Origin of the sequence: Scytonema sp. PCC 10023, assembly GCF_963920835.1 — a bacterium.
Lineage (GTDB): Bacteria > Cyanobacteriota > Cyanobacteriia > Cyanobacteriales > Nostocaceae > Kalymmatonema.
In genome coordinates, this window is sequence record NZ_CAWUDP010000112.1 from 1 (window position 1) to 18,872 (window position 18,872).

The following is an 18,872-nucleotide window of genomic DNA, read 5'->3' on the forward strand; positions in this document are numbered from 1 at the left end:
TCCTAATGCAGATGCGGCACTGCTACGCACAGAAGAATCTTGATGATTCAAAGCTTGAATCAAAGCTTGTACTGCCTGGGTATCTTTGATTTTTCCTAATGCAGATGCGGCACTCCAACGCACATCAGAATCTTCATCTTGTAATCTATCACTTAAAAATGCGACTCCGTACCCAGATTTTGTGATACCCAAAAACTCAATCTTGAGCAATTCAGGAACCTTTAACTTTAAAATTAAATCAACTGTTTTTTCCTGAAACTCTCGCTTGACTTCCCCTGCCAATTTTGCCCCTAACGCCAAATCCACATCTAGGGCTAACTCTACCACCCGCACCGCCTGCTCCTCTTCCTTCACCAACGCCAACATCAGCGCTAAAGGTTCTGTCCACTTCAAATAATTGAGATAATCTCGTTTCAACTTCTCCTTACTAATATTGGGAAGCTGCTGAAGTAAACATTCTGCCGCGTAGTATTCCTGAAGCAACTGGTGGCGAAACTCTATTTGCTCATTGCTAGCAACTTGGATTAAATGATGCTTGAGCAAATCCTCTAACCATTCTTTCGCCCGAGTGGGAGGATAATCAACTTTGCCCTGAAGAAACTTCTCAAAAATTGCTTCCGCTTCTCGCTTGTCAATCGTGACTCGCAACTCTGTACGGTTTTCTTCCTGCATCATGGCAAACGCCAAATGCTGCAATAACTCCTGCCACCACCGGCGCGACTCCCCAGAAACCGGGACATCATCTTTACTTTTAATTATGCCGTCATAATTCTGGGCAAACCAGCGAAACACTAAACCCAAATTCGGCGGTACATTGCCTGTTTGTTTAAATAACTCACACAGCATCCACAGCACCAGCGGCGTTTGCCCAAACTCCCGCAACCTTCCACCCAACCGCCGTAGCATTTCCTCACCTTGTTCTGACAAATAAGCGCGGACAAACTGCTGCATCTGTTCTTCCGTCAACGGCTGCATTTCCAGCTTTTTCTCAATGCCCAAATCGCCACCTACGCCCAAATCTCGCGTAGTGAAAATCATCGGCGTGTGCGGGTAATTCTGCCGAAAGGTTTTTAACTCTCGCCGTGCTTCTTCATTGGGCAATTCGTTCACTCCATCCACCAGCAGCAAAAATTGCCGGTCATCCAGCAGCGTTTCAATGTCCGCACTCTCTAGGCGTAACTTATGCCGCCTCAAGAATTCTCGAATCAAATCCAGCACCGAAGTTCTGTATTGCCGCAACTCCACTAGTATTGGTATCTTTTGTTGTTTATTAGCATCCTGTCTTGTGGGGTGGGCATCTTGCCCGCCCGCATTTATGGCAGGCAAGATGCCTGCCCTACAAGAATTACCCTCTTCCAGCAACAGCCGCGCTAAAGCTGTGGATTTCCCCGAACCTGGTCTTCCTACCAGTAGCACATGATTGTCAGCATATTTACGTATTCCTTCCAGCACTGGCAGGCGTTCTGTTTTCTGTTCTGTTTTCTCTGGCGTCTCGCCTCTCTCCTGCTGCTTCGCCTGCACCGTTTCCACCATCAAGCCAAAATCAAACAGCAACGGCATTTCTTGCCGCTGTGCTGTTTTACTCCCTTCCACATCTGTGATGGTGTACAGTCTCCACCAATGTTGGTAGGCATCACACACAGATTGCAGGTAATTTGGAAAATCTGCGCTCATGCAGGAAGTTGACCGATTAAGGGCTGATGGAGTTTCCGATGCCGCTCACTCATTAATATAACTTCGTAAAGCTAACGAACGACGACGGAATCGCCGCTTGAGGCATTTCGGAGCTTGTTACATATTGAAACAACTTCTGCTCTGATTTTTCCGGAGTCAATACCAGTTTCCATTTTTCGACTGTAAGGTGGGCAGTGCCCCTAAAGTTATGTCCATATCTTACGGTTTGACTTAGCACTGCCCACCCTACAAGTTGTGGGTGCTTGCTGAGGAGATGCCCTTTGGGCGATCGCGCCACCAAATTTCCACTGCCAACCCATCAACCTCTGTGAAATGCTGATCTTGTGATACCAAAGTGAGATGATACTGTATAGCGATCGCAGCAATCTAAATATCATTCTCAGGAATTGGTCTTCCGTTCATTTATATCAACCTTGCCGCAGTCAACTTCTATTGCCTGTGCCATGAGTTGTAAATCTTCACAGGGGAATTGTTCCCGCAAAACGCAATAGCCGTTTACCAGGGACGCCCTCCCCTCCCTGCTTGCGGAGAGCAGCGCCCCTTCGGGGTTCGCCAGTCGCCTGCCGAGGGAAACCCTCCAAAGGGCGCTGGCTCACCGTGCGGGGGTTCCCGAGGACAGTTCGCAGGAGGGTTTCCCTCCGGAAGAAACTGTCCGTCCCGCCCGTGCGACTGCGGAGGAGGGGTAAGGGGTGGGGTAGTTCCCTGTGCCAAAGACTCTACAAAATCAGCACCTGAATTAGATATGCTTATGGCAAAAATTGCAACTTCTCTATGATCTTCTCTTGAATCGATTGCACGATTGTTTCCCCCTAAGGCAAGATGGCATTATTTCTAGCTTATCGCTGAGCCACGCCTGCATTTGATGTATGCCACCTGAGAACGATTAGGTAATAATGCTCTTGGGTCTGAGATACTGCCGTAGCGCAAAACGCTGTATCTTCTACGCTACGGCACTTTCACCAGGTTTCCACAGTCAATCGATAACCTCTGTAAAGTGCTGATTTGGTGGGATCACAATTTAGAGAACCTATATATATATCACTTTTTCCTGACATAATGATGTAATCTTTACAACAGTATTACTACAGTTTATACAAAACCTAAAAGTGATGCGTAATTTTGACTAATCAATACTACCCAACTCAGGGAATACTAAGAGATGGTAGAAATTGTCTACACCATCCGTTTCTGTATGCGTGCATTTTCCTACTGGCTAGGTAAAAATATTCAGTGGCTACGTAGTTTAGCAGCACTATGCATATTGTGTTTAGTGCTGGTTTGCGCATCTCCCGCAGATGCAGCGAATCGCATCAGCTCACAATTAGAACAGCAAATCTTACAGGTTATCCGGGAACACCCGGAAGTCCTCATAGAATCAGTACAAGCGTACCAACAAAAGCAACAAGCACAAATACAGCAAGCACAGCAAGCATTTGTGCGTCAAATGAAAACCAATCCCCAAGAGGTGATTGGTGAGTCTCCCACGACTGGCTCACCGCAGTCCAAGATTTTATTGGTAGAATTCTCAGATTTTCAATGTCCCTATTGTGCCCAGGCGCATAAAACCCTAAAACAGTTTATGGCAAAGCATAAGGATGAGGTCACTTTGGTCTACAAACATTTCCCTCTCACATCGATTCATCCTCAAGCAATGCCAGCCGCAACAGCTGCTTGGGCAGCACAGCAACAGGGTAAATTTTGGGAATACCAAGACGCACTCTTTACCCATCAAAAAGAACTGGGTGAGCCATTGTATTTAGATATCGCCGAAAATCTAAATTTGGATCTCGAAAAATTTAAACGCGATCGGCAAAGCCGCGCCGATAAGGGCGAACGGCAAAGCCGCGCCGATAAGGGCGATCGCTCTTACGCCGACACTGCAATTGAGAAAGATATACAGCTTGCCGAGAGATTGGGACTTTCTGGAACTCCCTTTTTTGTGATGAATGGTCAAATTCTATCCGGTGCATTGCAGCTATCGGATATGGAGAATGCATTGACTCGTATTAGATAAATTTTCACTAGTTAATAAGTGCTGTTTTGAACATCAAAAAACATACCTACGCAATGCCTGTATGGCAAGTCATCCCCCCTAAGGTCTATTTCGGTAGGCAGGGTGTTTCCTGTATGTTGTTCAAAAGGTTACAAAGAATAGAAATTTGCAAATTCTATTTAAGTTCTCTATTAAACCGAGAACTACTGATTATTAACATCAGTAAAACGCTGTGCATCCAAGGCAACTCCATTAACTCAATAGAACAAAAATCGTGAGGTTATTAATGCGTCGCAATGGATTTTGTGTGTTGTTCCCTATCGCTATGGTTGCTAGTTGCAGTTCTCAGGCATTTCTATCTAGCCCATCTGTGGCAAACAATACGTTGGAACGCCCAAAGAGTGAAGCTGAAAAAGCCAATCCTACTACCACAGTAGCAGCGTCAACTTACCTGTCCCCATTGGAACAACAGGTAATTATGGAAATGAATAAGGTTCGGACAAATCCCAAGGGATACATCGCTATGTTGGAAAACTATAAACAGCAGTTCCAAGGTAAGCGAGTCAAAGTCTCGAATCAATTCTTTATGCACACATATGAAGGTGTGAAAGCTGTTGATGAAGCGATCGCATTTCTTCAGTCAGTTTCTCCTGTTGCTCCTTTAACCCCATCTATCGGAATGTCTCTAGGTGCTAGAGATCATGTCAAAGATAATGGATCAAGAGGTTCAACAGGTCACCAAGGCAGCGATGGCAGCAACCCATCTACTCGTATCGACCGCTATGGAAGTTGGCAATCTACTGCTGGGGAAAATATTAGCTATGGTCCTAGTACGGCACAGGAAATCGTCATGCAATTACTTATCGATGATGGAGTGCCGAATCGCGGGCATAGAAAAAACATCTTTAACCCCACTTTTAAAGTGGCTGGGGTTGCTTATGGAAGTCACGCTAGATACAAAACCATGTGCGTGATTAATTACGCAGCAGGGTATGAAGAAAAATCAATTGCAGCAGTTAGTAGGCGTAATTAAACATCACTCTTTGGGGTCGGGAATAGAGAATGCGAAATGTTTCTTTCCTATTCTCTCTTCCCAGCCCGAACGAGTTACCTTGAGGTGCATCGCGGTAAAAAATTGAAATTTGTTGGCAATCTCCCGTTAAATGCTTATGCATGATAACGGGAGTTTTCTATTAAGAATGACTCAGAAAAAGACTTTTGCAAGAAGTATGAATCACAACTCTAGCTATGATGACGTATTGGTTGCTTAATTAGTTCCACATACTTCACGGGCTTAGTGCAAGGAGTTGCGTTCAAAGATATCATATCAAGTCCGCTCAATAGAAATGATAAATACTATATAAATAATAAAAACTATATAAATAGTTTTAACTCTTTCTTTGATGACGCTTAATGAAGTTAGAGTAAGCATTGGAACAGAAAACGACACGCGACCTTAGCAGTACAAGAGTACGCTGATTAATCAAATGGGCAACATAATGGCTATCCAAAATCAAATCCGCCGTTTGTTAAGCATAGAGAAGAGTATTGAGTGCTTTTGCTCTAAAACAGCCCATGCTCGGTGGGGTAATGTCAGTCTAGCTGCCATACTACTGTGTTTTCTCCCGGTTGGAACTGCCACCGCAGCTACCAAAGTCATGTCCTTAGGAGACTCTCTATGTGCAAATAATATTGCCGTTCTGCGTAGTGCGGTGGCACAGACCAAACTTGGATCTACCATAGACTGGGTGGGAACTAAAAAAGATGGCGCATATACTGATCCCGATAATGAGTGTCATGGTGGTTGGTCGGCGGCGCAGGTGTTGCAACAGCCGAAATCAAATGTTCGTCTCCCCCAGTGGGAGGGAAAGCCAGGGAGCATTCGGGACTGGGTTCAAGCGACCAAACCTGATGTGGTGCTGATAATGCTTGGCACCAATGATTTCTTTGCTAGTGATGCACGAGGCGATAACACCTCAGAGTTTCTCACAAAATCCCTTCAAGGAATTATCGATGATATCTTGTTATTACGTCCCAAAGCCAGAGTTGTGGTCGCTTCAATTCCCCCGTTTAAATGGGAGATTCAGAAGGGTGTTGATACTAGTCAAACGAAAACCAAAGCCAACGCATTTCTTAAGCAGCGTGTACTGCAGCTCTCTGGACGGGGTAAGCGAATCTTCTTCCTTGATATGCACGCCGCAGTACTTGCTCGATTGAAACAGGGCGATCTTTTTAGTGACGACGGTCTCCACTTTAACGATGAAGGCAATAAGTTTATAGCACAGCAGTGGATACGTGCTCTTTTTGCGGTACTTCAAGGTAGACCAAAAGGTAGACCAACGCCCATTGTTCCGACAACTTCTAAAATTCCCAACTTCTAGAAGAAATTGGGAATCTTATTGTTCACGTAGCAGCAGATCGTAGGGCTTATGATTTAGGATTGCTATAGCCATCTGGAAACCAGTTGTAACATCATGAATCTAAATACATATTGACTGGTTGGTCTAAAGTTATGAGGGTGTTGATGCGTCGGATGGTATTTTGGATGTTTACGCCCATCGCTGTATTAACCACATCATGTGATAAATTGTTTGAATTTGATTCCTCTGTACCTAATATTCCTGAAGAAAATCCTGATGTATTGCCACGCGGGAAGACTCTTTCGCGCCTTGAACAACAAGTGATTGTGGAAATGAATAAGGCGAGAACAAATCCCGCTGCTTATGCTGCTGTTTTAGAAAAGTATAGACAACGCTTTCAAGGTAATCGAGTCAGAATCTCGAGTCATACTTATTTGCAAACACAGGAAGGAGTCAAAGCGGTTGATGAGGCGATCGCCTTTCTCAAGTCAGTCCGTCCGGTGGGACCTTTAACGGCATCCAAAGGAATGTCTTTGGCGGCTAAGGATCATGTCAAAGACCAAGGTTCAAAAGGCATTCTTGGTCACAAAGGCAGCGATAAGAGTGATCCCTTTACTCGCCTCAAGCGCTACGGAACTTGGAAACTCACCGCTGGGGAAAATATTAGTTATGGTTCCCATACGGCACAGGATATTGTTATGCAATTAATTATTGATGACGGGGTACCGGATCGCGGTCATAGAACAAATATGTTTAACCCTGCTTTTAAAGTGACGGGAGTTGCTTTTGGAATTCACAACACGTACAGGCAGATGTGCGTGATTAACTACGCAGGAGGATATAGAGAAAAATCGTAATTTATTATATTTCGTGTGCAGACGTTACGCGCGTGCTTTTACCGGGTGGATCTTACGCGCCTGGCACAGCCTGCCGTAGAGCTTACGTACTTCCTAATTAATAACTCAAAACCAACGATAAATTACTAATAAAATTACTCATAAATGAGCAACCCTCGCCATAACAATACAGCTTCATCTGCTGCTAACCTTAACGTCCACGTTCAAGGTCAAGGCTTCCCGATTCTCTGCTTGCACGGTCATCCTGGTTCCGGTTCTAGTCTTTCTGTCTTTACCAATCACTTATCAAAACGCTTTCAAACTATTGCTCCAGATTTGCGCGGATACGGCAAAAGTCGGTTTCATGGCAATTTTAACATGAACGACCATTTGACCGACTTGGAAGCGCTTATAGATGGCTTTGGAATAAAAAAATGTCTGGTGTTGGGGTGGTCGCTTGGTGGCATTTTAGCGATGGAATTGGCGCTACGGTTACCTGAACGAGTCACTGGGCTAATTTTGGTGGCGACTGCTGCCCGACCCAGAGGCAATCATCCGCCTGTGAGTTGGCAAGATAATCTTTATACTGGTGTTGCCGCGCTCTTAAGCTGCATAAAACCAGATTGGAAGTGGAATATTGAAACTTTCGGCAAGCGATCGCTCTTCCGCTACCTGATCCAACAACACACTCCTACCGCGTACAAATACATAGCAAAAGAAGCTGTACCAGCGTATCTCCAAACTTCTGCTTTTGCGACTCGCGCTCTTTATACCGCGATTGGGGCTGGGTACAATCGACTTGTAGACCTAGAAGAAATTCAATGTCCTGCTCTTGTACTTGCTGGGGAAGGCGATCGCCACATCACAGTTGACGCTAGCTTAGAGACATCTCGCTATCTCAAAGATTGCCAGTCGCACTGCTATCCTAATACCGCCCATCTTTTCCCATGGGAGATCCCCAACCAAGTCTTGAGGGACATTGACCGTTGGCTTGAGAAGAATCGAAACATTGTGCGTTAGTAGTTGCAAGCAAGCGCAACTACTAACTAGTGGTTTATCGCATTAATTATGATGGTTGTATAAGTTCGTAGTAAGGAATGCGCGTCCTAAACTCTTTGAGTGTTTGCACTCATTACAACGCCTTCAAAACTAATGCGATAGACCACTAGCCTTCTGACTAGAAAAGAACTCACAACTCAAGTATGCAGCGGAGTGGGGGACTCCAAAACTCCGACCAGAACCCAAAAGGGTTGTTTTGCGGGTGGATTTCAATTCAAGCAAAAATCTCCCTCCAATATTTATTTATGGAGATGAATAATTCTTTGCTTGTAGAATCGCTTGCTGCAATTGGTAAAAATATTCACCAATTGGTAAATTCTGTGTTCTGAGTTCTTCTCAGTTTGATTACATTTGACCGCTAAAGACAGGCTTTACTTTGCGGTCAATCCTTTCCCCCAGGTCGTCAGCGATCGTCAAAGCATTTGGCTTGCAGCGCTTGACATTAATAATAATTCCTTGCGCTCCTTCTTGTTCCAAATCTTCTACGTAGCCTTTTATCGCCGCTTTTGCATCAAGAGAACTGAGAAACGGTCCAAAGTAGTAGGTGCAACGAGGATTTTGTGTCACAACTTCTACCCACCAAGCGAAGCCAAAGTTGTGGAATATGTTAATTAAGAATTCCTTAAGGTTATTCCAAGTGGTTTTCATGGTTCTCGCCGATTTCTAAATATGGTACTGGGTTCTAGATGATATGCTGCTAATTGTGTCTGTTTTACATTTCTTTATACTCTGTTTACTGTTCTTTTTTCAAAGAAATTTTTTGTAATTTATCGAGATGTAGCATATTTATCCAGCGTTGTCGGTAAACTTCATAAAGCGCCATTCCTGCTGCTACTGAGGCATTCAGGCTAGGAGTCTTACCTTGTAGGGGGATCGACACCAAAAAATCGCAATGGCGTTGTGTCAAAATACTCAGACCTTCGCCTTCAGAACCAACTACCAAAACAATAGGACCTTTGAAATCCACCATATGCAGAGTTTCGCTTGCGTCCGTTGCAGTACCGTAAATCCAAAAGCCAGCGGCTTTGAGTTCTTCCAAAGCGCGTTGCAAGTTCACCACTCTCGCGACTGGAAAGTTTTCTAAAGCACCAACAGCCACTTTCATAACTGTAGAGGTAATACCAGATGCTCTGCGTTGGGGGATCACCATTCCTTGAGCACCCAACGCCTCTGCACTGCGAATAATTGCGCCCAAATTGTGGGGATCCGTAATCCCTTCAGCGACAACAATCACTGGATCGGTTACAGATTTTGCCTGTGTGATCAACTCATCCAAATCAATGTAATCGTAGGGAGCAACTTGCGCCGCTATACCTTGGTGGTTCGCTTGGTCTGTGATTTGGTCTAAGCGCTTGGGTTCAACTTCGTCGATAATTGTGCCATTTTCCTTCGCTCGTAAAATCAGCGAGTGAAAGCGGGGATCATATCGCAGGCGCGAAGTAATCCAGATACGGTTGAGACCGCGCTCATTTTCCAAAGCACTTAACACTGGATGACGACCGTAGATCAAATCCGTATCTTCTGATTGTTGAGAAGAAGTGGATGAATCGGAGAATTTACGATGTGGGCGTGAGCCTTCTGTTATGACCTTAGGACCTTTATCTCTGGGAGCGCGACTTGGAAGAGAAATGACACGCTTTGCTTTCATTCTCAAAGGTTGTCGCCCACTATTTGGTTCGCCAGAAGTCTTGATTTTTCTTGGTTTATTTATCATATGAGTCGTTGGTAGAGCTTATAAGTAGGCATCCTTTTTACCTCAATTTACCGAACCTACTCTACAAGTTTTGCCAGTGTGAGGCAGGATTTCTCACGGCTTTTCTAGGTGAAGTTTTTGCAACAGTTCGGTTAAGCGATGGAAATCGGTAAGATACAGGTAGCCAATTAAAGTTTCTAAACTAGTTGCCTGTTGATATGTTGCGGGAGCGACCCGCTTTGGGCGTCCTGTGGCGGCGTTGCGACCCCGTCGGACAATTTCTAACTCGTCGTCCTCCAGATGAGGATACAGTGTTTGCAACATTTTAGCCTGCGTCTCTGCTCTCACTTGTGCCACAACTAGATGATGGTATGTTTCTGGTCGCCTAGGTGGTAGTAGATAAAACATTCTGACGTACAGTTCATAAACTGCGTCTCCCAAATATGCTAAAGCAGTAGGAGAAATTTGTTGCAGTTGCGCCTGTGAAATCTGTTGGAATAATTGCTCTCTGCTTGCCGTTAGTAGTTGACACCAAACTGAATCCTGACTGAGAGCTTCATTATTTGATCCATCTAGTGGGTCTTCCTCCTTTGATGTCACAAGTTCTTCTTTCCTCGCAGGCTACATGAGAAAGGCTTTCTTCGGGAAAACTTGACTTTTCTACCCGCAGACTGCCATGCAGGTCTACCTAAGCATAATCAAAGCAAAAAAATTTACTGCGCAATTTTTATCTTTTTTTCAATTTCTAGTTGCCATTTCGTATACTGAAGGCTCTCAACCTGAAGTGTGAAATCCAGAAGTATCTAAGATGCTTTTTCTGGGTTCTAAAAATAAAGATGCTTCTAAAGCCTAAAGTATAAGGTATAAATAATCAAATTGATAGTATATTGATATTATACTATTTTATAGTAGCATACAGCTATCGATTCTTCAGGCTTATACAGTATATATCATATCCTTGTTATCCTTCATCTTTATACTCGGCTTTCCTCCTTATACAAGATAATTAATTGTGATTCTGTAAAAATTTAGCTATCCAGATTTGATGATCGGATAGCTATATTAACCTCTTAGATCAAGCAATCAAGACGACTTGACGTTTTCTAGAGCCGCTTCAACTGATGTTTGTAGGGCGAGAAACTTCTCCAAGCGAACAAGCTTGACCGTTTGAGTGACACGGGCATTAGTGACAATTTGCAAAGTGCCTTCGGAGTTTTGAGCCTGCTTGGCGAGCTGCACCAAAGCACCCAAGCCGGAGCTATCAACAAAATCGATTTGTGAGAGATCCAAAATAATGTGCTTTGGTCCCTCGTCGAGCTTGCTCCCAAGTACCTTGCGAAATGTCGGTTCGGAAAAGGCGTCTAACAAACCTGTGAGGCGGAATAGCTGACAGTTATCCCGGACTTCTCGAGTGCCTCTCAGGCTTACAGTTAGATTAAGTGGCTCAGCAATAATTCCCTCCTCATAGTTATGGCGAAATAGTTATGGCGAACGCTCAAGTATAGATGGTTTTATTGTATGTTGTCTACAACCTGCTGGCAGGAAAGGAGGTGGGGGAGTGAGGGAGTGAGGGAGTGAGGGAGTGAGGGAGATGAGAAAGTAATATCCTCCTGATCCTCCTTGTCCGACAGCATCCCCCTTATCCGACAGCATCCGACAGCATACCCCTCATCTTTTTTGTCTCCTTGTCCTCTTTTGTGCAGCTTTCTCCATTTTTACCCTACTGTGGCGACTCCGGCTCGACGAGCTGCTCGCATTGCTTGGACAAACTGCTCAAACAGATAATCAGCATCGTGAGGACCAGGGCTTGCCTCTGGGTGATATTGTACAGAAAACACGGGCAGGGACTTGTGACGTAACCCAGCAATGGTGGAGTCGTTTAAATTAAGATGGCTAATTTCTACAACACCGTTAGGTAAAGTTTCTGGGTCAATGGCAAAGCTATGGTTTTGGCTGGTAATTTCGACTCGTTGTTGCAAACCAGCTGGCTGATTTAAACCACGATGACCAAATTTGAGTTTGAAAGTTTCAGCACCAAGCGCATGACCCAAAATTTGGTGTCCCATACAAATGCCAAACATGGGTTTGTGAGTTTCCAGTAGCGCTTTGGTCGTTTCAATACCTTCGCTGACAGATGCTGGATCCCCAGGACCATTAGAAAGAAAGATCCCATCTGGATTGTATTTGAGAATTTCTTCTGGTGGGGTATTAGCGGGAACAACAATGACGCGGCAACCGTAACTCGCTAAACGACGCATTATATTGCGTTTCACGCCAAAGTCAATAGCGACAACGGTGAAAGATTCCCCAGAATGTTCTTGGCAAGCAGGATTAAATTCCCATACCGGGTTGGTAGGATCAGACCATTCATATATATTTGGGGTGGTGACCTCGCGGACGAGATTCAATCCTTTCATGCTAGGAGCTGCCTGCACTTGCTCTAGCAACTCAGCCTCATCTAAAATTTCTGTGGAAATGCCACCGTTCATCGCTCCGAAAATCCGAATTTTGCGGGTAAGGGCGCGGGTATCAATGCCGTATATACCTGGGATCTGGTACTGTTCAAGATAGTCAGATAATGACTGTGTGGAGCGCCAGTTACTTGGTCGAGTAGAAATATTCCGAGCAACAGCACCTCGCACCTGCGGTCTACTTGATTCCTCGTCCTCTGGATTAACGCCAGTATTTCCCAATTCAGGATAAGTAAAAACGACTATCTGACCGCAGTAACTAGGGTCGGTCAGCACTTCTTGATATCCGGTCATGCCAGTGTTAAAAACCACTTCCCCAATCTTGGTTCCAGTGGCACCAAAAGACCAACCACGATACGTGGTTCCATCTGCCAAAACAAAAATAGCAGGTATTGCGTCAGATAGAGGCATAAGCTATGAAATTGAAGGATTAGGGATTTGGGATTGTTAGGGGATCGGGGAGTAGTAAGTGGTGAAGATGAGGAGGATGAGAATGAGGAGAATGAGGAGGATGAGAATGAGGAGAATGAGGAAGTGAATGAATAATAACTACTCTTGCTTATCTCCCTTATCTCCCTTATCTCGCTCATCTCCCTTATCTCCCCCATCTCGCTCATCTGCTTTATCCTTACTCCCCCATTTCTCGATTGACTCGATACTGCGAACGAATATTATGCCATGACTCAAGGATTTCGGAACTTATAACTCAATTAACCAAAGCTTAAGACTCGAAGACACAAAATTTTTAAACAGTAATGGGCAGTGGCAGTAGATTTCAAAACCTTAGAACAGATAAAATTTAAAATTAATTATGGTTCAATTTATTTTATCCCGAGCAGGGCTGATTCTTCTGTCAACCACACTAGCGGTTTTAACTGTTGGCTGTAATAGAGAGCAACAGGTTGCCGTGACAAGTGGTGATGAGCAGCCTGTTGTGCCTGAAGATAAGAGTGTTGCCCCGCCTGCTGCCACAACGACACCTCTAAGCGCTAGCCCAGAACTAGAGCCAGCAAGGCAGCACTTGTCTGAGATTGAAGTCGGTTATTTTGAACAGGGACTAGATAAAGCTGTTAGCGCTCTTAGCATCAGCCAATCTGCTCAATCCACAGATGATTGGAATTTGGTGGCAATTGAGCTGCAAGAAGCGATCGCCCTGATGCAGAAAGTTCCAGTTGATAGTCCTTATTTCACAAGCGCTCAAGCAAAAATCATAGATTACAAGCGCCATGTAAAATATGCTACAAAAAAAGCCACTCGTCCAGTAAATCCACCACAACAAGCACAACCGGAGAGGGTAGCAGTTGGCATCCCCGAGCCTTCTGTGACACCAAGTATCACCCAACCAAGTGTCACCCAACCAAGTGTCACCCAACCACCCTTAGCACCTCGGCAAAAACCGTTACCACCGTTACCAAAGCCGACGACCGTAGCGCCACTGACAGTAGCGCCACTGAAACAACAAGAGGCGTTGGTCGTTCCAACGAAACGGCAAAACGAACAACCGGTGTATACAGCCCCAATCAAACGGCGAATTGGTGGCACACCAATTATCGAAGTCACCTTCAATGGCGATCAGCTCTTTGAGATGATTGTGGATACGGGAGCTAGTGGCACAGTGATTACCCAGAAGATGGCAAATGCTTTGGCAGTGGTGCAAGTTGGAAGAGCCAAGGCAAATACGGCAAGTTCCAAAGCAGTAGAATTTCCCATCGGCTATGTGGATTCGATGGAAGTTGGTGGAGTTAAGGTGAATCGCGTAGCAGTGGCGATCGCAGGCACAGATCTAGAAACTGGGCTTCTTGGACATGACTTTTTTGGTGACTATGATATCACCATCAAACGCGATGTCGTAGAATTTCGCCCGCAATCACACTCACAAATCAATTCCACGCAAGAAGCTGAATTTATTGCTCCAACTTTGCCCAAGGAGCGCCAACCTGTAGTCGATCCTTTGCGTTGACAAAATCTTCCGGTAAAATCACTAATATGGTACAGTAATCATCAAATACCGTGGGACACACGGAAATTAACGCTTGCGGAGGCATCTGTAATGGTGCGATATGAGAATGTAAGACGTGAGTGGGGAAAACTTGCTCATCGCAGTCTCAGCCCAAGAATCCTATCCCCTTTTAGGCGTGGGAATGTCAAAACTAATTCACTTTTTGCTGCAACATTTGAACCCTCCAAAGCCTAATATTTATAGGGGTTGGAGGGGTTATCTATCATATTATTTTTCATAAAGGATAAAGCTAGTTAACAAACCTTTGCAACCGTGACGCGTGAAGGATCATCACTCTCTCCTAGATACAGCCAAGTCCTACTTGCTTGAAGAAGTTGCACCATTAGCTAACGAGATAGATTGCAACCCAACTGCTTTATTTCAAGCACTTCGAGGTTTTGGGGAATTGGGTATGCTAGCGCTCTTGGTTCCACGCCGATGGGGTGGACAAGAAGTCAGCGAACAGACATATGGCAGCTTTCAAGAACTGGTAGCCAGATATTCAGGTGCTTTAGCGTTTCTGCAAACTCAACACCAAAGCGCTGCTGGTATGCTCGTTGCTAGTAGCAACTCCTCGCTACAGGAAAAATACCTCCACGGTATGAGCAACGGTGAAGTTTTACTGGGTGTTGGCTTTTCCCAGCTTCGGCGCGAAGGAGAGCCGCTGACTCTAGCTATACCAGTACCTGGAGGATATCAACTCAATGGGGTTGTTCCTTGGGTGACAGGACAGGGCTTTTTCAGCGAGTTTATTGTCGCCGCCACATTACCAGATGGTGGTGCTGTTTTCGGTGTTGTGCCTTTGCGAGAAATACATCAAGAGTCAGGAGGTACGCTGACACTTTCAATTCCCGCACAACTGGCGGCTATGACATCAACCAACACCGTAACCGCCAGCTTGAAAAATTGGTTCTTACCTGCTGAAAGTGTCGTTTTTATTAAGCCTGCTGGTTGGATTCACGAAAACGATAAAAAAAATGTTCTTCGCGCCACTTTTCTGGCTACAGGATGCGCTTTTGCTGGTTTAGATATTTTGGAGTCTGTCGCGCGTACAAAATCGCTGCCTTTTATCACCAATGCTTTTGATTCTCTTCAACAGGAACTGAGGAACTGTCGCACCGCCGTTCAGGAAGCACAAAATAATTCAGGTTTAGAATTGGCTGAACGTTTGGAATTACGGGCTTGGGCGATTGATTTAGCAGCGCGAATAGCTCATGCAGCGGTGACTGTTTCCAGTGGTGCTGCTCTACATAGTTCTCACGATGCACAGCGAGTCTACCGCGAGGCGCTGGTATTTACTGTGACCGGTCAAACTCGTGCTGTTATGGAAGCAACGCTCTTGAGGTTAATCTCTCGGAACCTCACCCCCAACCCCTCTCCGCCAGCGGAGAGGGGAGTTAATTTTCCCCTTGCTTGCGGGGGGATTGAGGGGGGTCTTATCTCCTACTCGCGGGTGATACACCTGAGTCATGTGATTGACACTGATATTCCTCAATGGCAAGGTGATCCGCCAGTAGAATTTGAGACTGTGGCGGAATTATATAAGGATGGTTATTATCTGCGGCGTTTTTCTATGGGGGAACACAGCGCCACTCATATCAATGCTCCCAACAGCTTTCACCTTGATGGTGTGGGAATTGACGAATATTCTGCCCAGTCGCTGGTAGTTCCTGCGGTAGTTATTGATATTCGGGAAAAGGCGCTGGGGAATTCGGATTACACGCTATGTGTTGAGGATATTCTGGCTTGGGAGCAACGATACGGTGAAATTCCTACTGGTTCCGTAGTCCTACTGTATACAGGTTGGCAAGAGAAATGGTGGGATAAAAATGCCTTTTTTAACCAGGATGCTCAAGGGAGTATTCATTTTCCTGGGTTTAGTAGCGATGCTACGCGGTTCTTAGTTGAGGAACGTCAAATTGCTGGAGTAGGAATTGATACTCATGGGGTAGATTCAGGGCAAGATACCACTTTTGCGACTAATCGCTTGGTGTTGGAAAGACAGGGTATTGTGCTGGAGAATTTGACGAATTTGGATCAGTTACCGCCAACAGGAGCTACTTTGGCAATTGGTGTGCTGCGGTTGCGTGGTGGTTCTGGTTCTCCAGTTGGGGTGTTGGCCTTTGTGCCATAAATTTACAGGTGTTGCATATTGGTGTGATGATTTTTTTTGATCAAGGGAAAAGGGGGGACAAAGGGAATATCTCCTCTTTGTCTCACCCTCCATCGCTTTTTAACCTCACTCAACTGTGCGAAGGAAAATTATTCTACGAACCAGCTTAAAGTTTATAAGAGGTAGGCTGAAAACCCCTCGGCAACAGCTGCGGCGATGAAAGCCACTACGTAGGCTTAAGCCTACGGTGATACTATCTTTTTTCTAGCAAGCAAGGCAGTCCCTTAATATAGTCTCTTAAAAAGAAAACTAAAATTGTATCTCTTTTTATAGATACAAATATGATAATTTATAAATAAGTAAATAAAAACAGTTTCCGCATCTGTGTAAGGTTTTCTGTAGGTTAAGGAATTTTTTCAGCTGCAACCGCGCAATGCTGCGCGGTCGTACCTACCCCAAACCTTTATATATCAAGCTTTTTAGCTAGTTAAAAAATTCTGTTTCTTACTTTTTTCTTACTAACGCCGATTTTTATAAGTTACTATCTAATAAATGTGAAAATATCATTGATTAAACTCTATGTATTTTACTTATCTCTCCAAAGCATAAAAAATCTCCTTCGATACCAATAAGACATGCTTGATAAATCGCCTTACTTTGCGATTATGTCTTATACAGTCGGCAGTAATGACACGGTGCGTTCATCAGAGGCGATCGCGTGCGAAAACTGGACTGAGGGTTAGTTTTTAAAATTAACCTGTAGATAGCAAAGTTACTAACTCTTGCTTTTTCTTCTTGGCGAACCCAAAATTTTGTGGGGTAGACTGTCCCATTAACAGTCAAAAGTGGGACAGTTAACCCATTGAAATATTAGAGAATGTTGCCATTAGACAAGCCACGTTCTGGAATAGGATTAGCTCAGGCAGTGTGACTCGAGCAGCAACTGCTACGAATTTGGTCGAGCCGTCTGATGCCATCCACAGGACTAGAACATTACCCATTTAGAAGCCCACTACGCTTGTCCGAAACGCAAGCTGTTCCGATGCCACTAGAGCAGCAGGTTCGGTAGTGAGCACACTCGGAGCCAATTTTTGTTCAGGAGGGAACAAAATCGCCATGACTTTTTCCATACTAGCGATTCGCTTGGCTCGTAGCTCCGGATCTTCGTGTCCGTGGTCGTGTCCGTGGTCGTGTCCGTGTTCGTATCCTCCTAATGACTTCGGCCATACCCATGGATGTTCAACTTGGACCCATCGGCTCGGCTCGAACCACTGCACGCCACCCTTTTCCATTCGCTTTACCTCCCCAGGGTGTTTCAACTCATGAGCTGCATACCAGTCTTCAATTCTGTCATCAATCCACCCATGCAGCCGCCAGAACACCGGGTTGACGTGGGATGAATAGAATTCCCCAAGCCAGTCGTACCGTGGATTATCCCACTTGGGTGTGATTTCATGATCCGGTCGCCCAAGGGGTAATAGTTCATTTGTATCTGGGTCTCGTGGAGCAGCAGACCAACGGATGTGCATATCATTATGGACGCTGAACTCAATTAGTGCCCCCAATTCCCCAAGGGTTAGTGTGGACAGATAGGTTGAGTCCTTGAACTGATAATCCCACCACCGCATCCGGCTCCAATAGAACTCATTTGTCTTTAAAGCCGCTAGCCGCTGCTCGAAGTTTCGAGATCTTGGCACTGCCCAAGGTGAGGGCACAGTGTTCGGACTAGTCGGACCACCTGCTCCTGGTTGGGGAATCTCCACCCATTGAATTGGCTCTGCCCCAGACTCAGCCATCAACTTCTGGTACTGGGTAACCATCTGTCGGTGGAAGAACAGGAAGTCTTCCCCAGAACCGTTGGTAATAACTGGTCGTGTCTTTTCCCTCGACGTGTATAATGCTACCCTGTCCCCATCAATCTGCCAGTCGAGTGCTGTGATTGCGTCCCGCTCATCTTGTGTTAGGTCGTTCCAAGAACTCCGAATTCCATGCCATACTGCATGGTGAAGTCGGTGCAACCGATCTGCAAAGTGCATGAGAACCTTTTCAGGAAGTTGATACGGTACCGAGGGTACAGTTTGATTGACAGCAATGAACGAGTATGTCTGCCCGGCTAACCGTTCGGGCTCGTGGGGTAAGGTGCGAATAACAGTTCCGACAATGGTCGGCCGCTGATTATCTCCGTCCGGCCAGTTTGGTACCAAAATTCCAGAGTAGTTGTACACCCACCCTGCGGTTGCGGTTTCTTTTATCCCCTCTGCTCGCAACCGGATAGTTGGAGTACCATCCTCAAAAGTCATGGCTCCGTAGATATTTAATGTGTACTCACCAGCAGCGATTTGACCTTTTAACAAGTTCAAACCATCTTCGTACAGTGTAAGTGTCGCCTGCCACAATCGAATGTCGTTAAAATCTGATATCTCTTCAGGCTTGTTATGAAAGCTGCGGTAGGTCCAGGTGCCGACGAATGGATTTGAAAACATAATTTTTCCTTAAATAGAAACAGCTAATCAATAAACCCTTGACGCTCGTCACTGACGAGTCCAAGAACGGGTAGCTATTGCGGTGTGGCATCATTCGCCACGTAGCTCCAGCCAGTATTGAGACGAGATATGACCAAAAACCTGCAAGATGATCTGAAAAGGCTTGATTT

General features: G+C 45.2%; 16 protein-coding genes. 7 read left to right on the forward strand and 9 right to left on the reverse strand.

Annotated elements, in window-relative coordinates; genetic code table 11:
• Together ACM0OZ_RS40180 and ACM0OZ_RS40185 are read right to left on the reverse strand one after the other, a co-directional pair.
• Nucleotides 1–1,674, reverse strand: a 1,674-nt coding sequence (locus ACM0OZ_RS40180; protein WP_414588455.1) for an NACHT domain-containing protein, incomplete at its 3' end; no start/stop codon positions are given.
• A gap of 206 nt (nucleotides 1,675–1,880) precedes the next feature.
• Nucleotides 1,881–2,072 (reverse strand): hypothetical protein, encoded by a 192-nt coding sequence (locus ACM0OZ_RS40185; protein WP_414588456.1) that lies wholly within the window; start codon nucleotides 2,070–2,072, stop codon nucleotides 1,881–1,883.
• A gap of 815 nt (nucleotides 2,073–2,887) precedes the next feature.
• Here ACM0OZ_RS40185 and ACM0OZ_RS40190 point away from each other — a divergent pair.
• The 5 genes from ACM0OZ_RS40190 (at nucleotide 2,888) to ACM0OZ_RS40210 (ending at nucleotide 7,904) form a co-directional block, all read left to right on the forward strand.
• Nucleotides 2,888–3,709, forward strand: a complete 822-nt coding sequence (locus ACM0OZ_RS40190; RefSeq protein ID WP_414588473.1) for a DsbA family protein — start codon at nucleotides 2,888–2,890, stop codon at nucleotides 3,707–3,709.
• 265 nt (nucleotides 3,710–3,974) lie between these two features.
• Entirely contained in the window at nucleotides 3,975–4,721 is a 747-nt protein-coding gene (locus tag ACM0OZ_RS40195) for a CAP domain-containing protein (protein WP_414588474.1), read from the forward strand.
• Between the two features lie 466 nt (nucleotides 4,722–5,187).
• Nucleotides 5,188–6,069 (forward strand): GDSL-type esterase/lipase family protein, encoded by an 882-nt coding sequence (locus ACM0OZ_RS40200; protein WP_414588457.1) that lies wholly within the window; start codon nucleotides 5,188–5,190, stop codon nucleotides 6,067–6,069.
• 143 nt (nucleotides 6,070–6,212) lie between these two features.
• A complete protein-coding gene (locus ACM0OZ_RS40205) occupies nucleotides 6,213–6,905 on the forward strand; it encodes a CAP domain-containing protein (protein ID WP_414588475.1) in 693 nt (230 codons plus the stop codon).
• A gap of 144 nt (nucleotides 6,906–7,049) precedes the next feature.
• On the forward strand, nucleotides 7,050–7,904 hold the full coding sequence (locus tag ACM0OZ_RS40210) for an alpha/beta fold hydrolase (RefSeq protein ID WP_414588458.1): 855 nt from the start codon (nucleotides 7,050–7,052) through the stop codon (nucleotides 7,902–7,904).
• Between the two features lie 384 nt (nucleotides 7,905–8,288).
• Here the strand turns inward: ACM0OZ_RS40210 and ACM0OZ_RS40215 are convergent, their stop codons facing one another.
• From ACM0OZ_RS40215 to ACM0OZ_RS40240, 6 genes are all read right to left on the reverse strand, one after another.
• Entirely contained in the window at nucleotides 8,289–8,591 is a 303-nt protein-coding gene (locus ACM0OZ_RS40215; RefSeq protein ID WP_041033301.1) for a DUF1816 domain-containing protein, read from the reverse strand.
• Between the two features lie 85 nt (nucleotides 8,592–8,676).
• Entirely contained in the window at nucleotides 8,677–9,657 is a 981-nt protein-coding gene (gene rlmB / locus ACM0OZ_RS40220) for a 23S rRNA (guanosine(2251)-2'-O)-methyltransferase RlmB (protein ID WP_414588459.1), read from the reverse strand.
• Between the two features lie 93 nt (nucleotides 9,658–9,750).
• The gene (locus ACM0OZ_RS40225; RefSeq protein WP_414588460.1) at nucleotides 9,751–10,236 is read right to left on the reverse strand and encodes a Mini-ribonuclease 3; all 486 of its coding nucleotides are present in this window, start codon (nucleotides 10,234–10,236) and stop codon (nucleotides 9,751–9,753) included.
• Nucleotides 10,237–10,719: 483 nt separating this feature from the next.
• Nucleotides 10,720–11,091, reverse strand: a complete 372-nt coding sequence (locus ACM0OZ_RS40230) for an STAS domain-containing protein (protein ID WP_414588476.1) — start codon at nucleotides 11,089–11,091, stop codon at nucleotides 10,720–10,722.
• A gap of 260 nt (nucleotides 11,092–11,351) precedes the next feature.
• Nucleotides 11,352–12,518: a glutamine-hydrolyzing carbamoyl-phosphate synthase small subunit gene (carA, locus tag ACM0OZ_RS40235; RefSeq protein ID WP_414588461.1), complete on the reverse strand. Its 1,167-nt coding sequence runs from the start codon at nucleotides 12,516–12,518 to the stop codon at nucleotides 11,352–11,354.
• Between the two features lie 138 nt (nucleotides 12,519–12,656).
• The gene (locus tag ACM0OZ_RS40240; protein WP_414588462.1) at nucleotides 12,657–12,794 is read right to left on the reverse strand and encodes a hypothetical protein; all 138 of its coding nucleotides are present in this window, start codon (nucleotides 12,792–12,794) and stop codon (nucleotides 12,657–12,659) included.
• A 124-nt stretch (nucleotides 12,795–12,918) separates the two neighbouring features.
• On the opposite strand from ACM0OZ_RS40240, the gene ACM0OZ_RS40245 reads away from it, so the two are divergent.
• Entirely contained in the window at nucleotides 12,919–14,067 is a 1,149-nt protein-coding gene (locus tag ACM0OZ_RS40245; RefSeq protein WP_414588463.1) for a retroviral-like aspartic protease family protein, read from the forward strand.
• Nucleotides 14,068–14,386: 319 nt separating this feature from the next.
• Nucleotides 14,387–16,240 (forward strand): cyclase family protein, encoded by a 1,854-nt coding sequence (locus ACM0OZ_RS40250; RefSeq protein ID WP_414588464.1) that lies wholly within the window; start codon nucleotides 14,387–14,389, stop codon nucleotides 16,238–16,240.
• A 980-nt stretch (nucleotides 16,241–17,220) separates the two neighbouring features.
• Here the strand turns inward: ACM0OZ_RS40250 and ACM0OZ_RS40255 are convergent.
• On the reverse strand, nucleotides 17,221–18,702 hold the full coding sequence (locus tag ACM0OZ_RS40255; RefSeq protein WP_414588465.1) for a hypothetical protein: 1,482 nt from the start codon (nucleotides 18,700–18,702) through the stop codon (nucleotides 17,221–17,223).
• Between the last annotated feature and the right edge of the window lie 170 nt (nucleotides 18,703–18,872).